This window comes from Rhodoblastus sp. (assembly GCF_041915505.1).
Taxonomy (GTDB): domain Bacteria; phylum Pseudomonadota; class Alphaproteobacteria; order Rhizobiales; family Beijerinckiaceae; genus Rhodoblastus.
The window spans coordinates 1-3,905 of record NZ_JAYSBG010000328.1; the positions used below are offsets into that span (position 1 = coordinate 1).

Sequence of the window (3,905 nt, forward strand, 5' to 3'; positions counted from 1 at the left end):
TGCGCGCGACCGGCCAGGTCGTCCGCTTCGACGGCTTCCTGAAACTCTATCAGGAAGGCAAGGACGACGAGGAGGACGAGGACTCCGGCCGCCTGCCCGCGCTCGACAAGGGCGAGGCGCTCAAGAAGGACAAGATCGACGCCACCCAGCATTTCACCGAGCCGCCGCCGCGCTATACCGAGGCGACCTTGGTGAAGCGGATGGAGGAGCTCGGCATCGGTCGTCCCTCGACCTATGCCTCGACCCTCGCCGTGCTGCGCGAGCGCGATTATGTGAAGCTCGAAAAGAAGCGCCTCGTGCCCGAGGACAAGGGGCGGCTGGTCACGGCCTTTCTTGAAAGCTTCTTCGGCCGCTACGTGCAATATGACTTCACCGCCGCGCTGGAGGAACAGCTCGACCGCGTCTCCAACGCCGAGATCGACTGGAAAGCGGTGCTGCGCGATTTCTGGCGCGATTTTTCAGCCGCCATCGACGGCACCAAGGAGCTGCGCACGACGCAGGTGCTGGACGGGCTGAACGACCTGCTCGGGCCGCATATTTTCCCGGCCAAGGAGGACGGCTCTAATCCCCGCGCCTGCCCTTCCTGCGGCAACGGCCAGCTCTCGCTGAAGCTCGGCAAGTTCGGCGCCTTTATCGGCTGCTCCAATTATCCGGAATGCAAATTCACCCGCACCTTGTCCGATCGCGGCGATGCGGCCAAGGCAGCCGAGGGCGAGCGCCCCGGCGTCAAGGTTCTGGGCGAGGATCCGAAGACGGGGCTGGAAATCACCCTGCGCGACGGGCGTTTCGGCGCTTATATTCAGGAGGGCGAAGGCGACAAGCCGCGCCGCTCCTCGCTGCCCAAGGGCCTCAAGCCCGAGGATGTGACGCTGGAAAAGGCGCTGGCTTTGCTGTCGCTGCCGCGTGAAGTGGCGAAACATCCCGAAAGCGGCGAGCCGATCTTGGCCGGCATCGGACGCTACGGCTCCTATGTCCAGCACAAGAAGACCTACGCCAATCTCGGCAAGGACGACGACGTGCTTGAGATCGGCGGCAATCGCGCCATCGATCTCATCCTCACCAAGGAAGCCGGCGGCGGCGGACGCAATGCCGGCGGCGAGATCCGCGCGCTCGGCGACCATCCCGAAGGCGGCGCCATCGCGCTCAAGGCCGGCCGGTTCGGGCCCTATCTGGCCTGGGGCAAGGTCAACGCCACTTTGCCGCGCGGCACGGACATGACCGGGCTGACGCTGGACAAGGCGGTGGAGCTGGTCAACGCCAAGGCCTCCGGCGCGCCTTCCGACGGGCGCGTGCTCGGCGACCATCCCGATGGCGGCAAGATCACGGCCCGCGCAGGCCGGTTCGGGCCTTATGTGTCGTGGGAAAAGGTCAATGCGACCCTGCCGAAATCGGTGACGCTCGATGACGTCACCCTGGAGCAGGCGATCCGCCTGCTCGAGGACCGCATCGCCTCGGGCGGCGCCAAGGCGCCGAAAAAGCCGGCCGCGAAAAAGGCGCCCGCCAAAAAGCCCGCAGCCAAAAAACCAACAGCGAAGAACGCGAAGGCCAAACCCGACATCGTCGATTCCGATGAGGCGCCGTTCGAGAACGCCGCTCCGGCGAAAAAGCCGGCGGTGAAAAAGGCCGCAGCGAAGAAATAGCGCCTATTCTTCCGCTGCGCCGTTCTCACCAGGATGGTTGCGGAAATGATCGCGGGCGTCGTCCTCGTCCACGGAAAAATGGACCAGGCGGCTGTTGACGCCATGCGCCACCAGAACGCGGCGCACCTCGCGCGAGGCGCCGCAGATATAGAGCCGCACGCCGCGCCGGCGCTCGCGCTCGACGAAACCATGCAAGGCGTGGGCGGCGGCGACGTCGGCCAGCGGCACGCGGGAAAGATCGAGCACAAAAGCCTTGGGCCGGCGGCCGATCTGGTCGAGCGCGGCGGCGACCATGCTGACCGCGCCGAAAAAGAACGGCCCGGAAATCCGGTAGACCACGAAATCCGGGTCGCGATTGACGTCCGGCCGCTCCGGTTCGATCACATCGACCATGTCGTCGTCGAGAATGGCCTCCTGTTTCTCCACCGCGACGATCCGCGCCATGCGGTGCATGAAGATCAGCGAGCCCAGCGTCACGCCCACCGCGATGCCGAGCGTGATGTCATGGACCACCGTGAGAATGGCGGTCGAGAACAACACCACCGTCTCGCCGGGATCATATTTGACGATGGTGACGATCTGGTCGCGCTCGATCATGTTCCAGGACACGATCACCAGCACGGCGGCGAGCGCGGCGAGCGGGATATAGGCCGCCAAAGGCGCCGCCAGCAGCATGAAAGCCAGCAGGAAGATCGAATGCAGGATGCCCGCGACCGGCCCGTGCGCGCCGGCGCGGATATTGGTCGCCGTGCGAGCGATGGCGCCGGTGACGCAGAGCCCGCCGAACAAAGCCGAGGCGATATTGGCCCAGCCCTGCGCGGTCAGCTCGCAATTGGAGCGATGCCGCCGCCCGGTCATGCCGTCGGCGACCACCGCCGAGAGCAGCGACTCGATGCCGCCCAGCACGGCTATGGCCATGGCCGCCGGGACGAGGCCGATCCAGTCCTGGATCGGGACGCTGGGCAGACTCGGCGCCGGCAGCACGCGCGGCACGCCGCCGAAACGCGTGCCGATGGTTTCCAGCGGCAATTGGAAGAAGAAGCTCGCCGCCGCCGCCAGAACCACCGCGATCAGGAAGCCCGGCCAGCGCGGCGCGGCGAAACGCAAGCCGATGATCAGCGCGAGACAGGCGCCGGCGACGGCGATGGCGTACGGATTGGCGGTCTCGCGCGCCGCCCAGAGCGCCTCGACCTTGGCGAAGAACTCCGCCGGCTCGTGGGCGATCTTCAGGCCGAATAATTCGTGCAATTGGCTGGCGAAAATGATCAGACCGATGCTCGCGGTGAAGCCGACCGCCACTGAATGGGGAATATATTTGATATAGGTCCCGAGCCGCAGATAGCCGATCAGCAGCAGGAACAGACCGGCCATGATGGTCGCGGCAAGAAAGCCGGAATAGCCATAGTGCTCGATCGTCCCGGCGACCAGCACGATGAAGGCGCCCGCCGGGCCGCCGATCTGGAAACGACTGCCGCCCAGCCCCGAAACGACCAGCCCGCCCACGGCCGCCGCGAACAGCCCGGCCTGCGGCGGCGCGCCGGAGGCGATGGCGATGGCCATCGACAACGGCAAAGCGACGATGGCGACCGTCAGCCCCGCGAGGACATCGGCGCGGAAATCGGCGGGGCCATAGCCCTCGCGCAGCGTCGTGACCAGCTTCGGCGTGAACAGATCGGCGAAATTTTCCGCGGCGACGATCTTTCGCCCGGAGGGGGGAGATATGGCGTTCATTGGAGCGCTTTCTGGCGCGACTCAGGGGGAGTTCCCCGATGGTCGCGCCATCACGCCGAAAGCGCAATGTCCCGGCTGGAAAAAAGCCGCCCGATCAATAGATCGGGAAGCGCGCCGTCAGGCCCTGGACGCGGGCGCGGACCGAGGCTTCGACCGCCGCATTGCCCTCGTCGCCGTTCTTGGCGCGGCCGTCGAGCGTCTCGACGATCAATTCGCCGACCTGCTTGAATTCGGCGACGCCGAAGCCGCGCGAGGTGGCGGCGGGCGCGCCGAGGCGGATGCCGGAGGTGATCCAGGGCTTTTCCGGATCGAACGGCACGCCGTTCTTGTTGCAGGTGATTTCCGCGCAGCCGAGGGCGACCTCGGCCTGCTTGCCGGTCAGCTTCTTGGGACGAAGGTCCACCACTAGCAGATGATTGTCGGTGCCGCCGGTGACGAGGTCGAGCCCGCCCGACAGCAGCGTGTCGGCCAAAGCCTTGGCGTTCTCGACGACCTGACGGGCATAGGCCTTGAATTCGGGACGCAGCGCCTCGC

2 protein-coding genes and 1 pseudogene are annotated in these 3,905 nt (G+C 66.2%); 1 reads left to right on the forward strand and 2 read right to left on the reverse strand.

Annotated features, from left to right (window positions below; all coding sequences use genetic code 11):
* Positions 1-1,640, forward strand: a 1,640-nt coding sequence (locus tag ACE3S9_RS16235) for a topoisomerase C-terminal repeat-containing protein (protein ID WP_374547520.1), incomplete at its 5' end; no start/stop codon positions are given.
* Positions 1,641-1,643: 3 nt separating this feature from the next.
* On the opposite strand, the gene ACE3S9_RS16240 is transcribed toward ACE3S9_RS16235, so the two are convergent.
* Positions 1,644-3,371 (reverse strand): SulP family inorganic anion transporter, encoded by a 1,728-nt coding sequence (locus ACE3S9_RS16240; protein WP_374547521.1) that lies wholly within the window; start codon positions 3,369-3,371, stop codon positions 1,644-1,646.
* A gap of 94 nt (positions 3,372-3,465) precedes the next feature.
* A pseudogene (glyA, locus tag ACE3S9_RS16245) lies at positions 3,466-3,905 on the reverse strand (serine hydroxymethyltransferase); the annotation flags it as partial.

What these genes read in the sequence shown, in the direction of transcription:
- ACE3S9_RS16240 (WP_374547521.1), bottom strand. Translation starts at nt 3,371, where the DNA reads ATGAACGCCATATCTCCCCCCTCCGGGCGAAAGATCGTCGCCGCGGAA.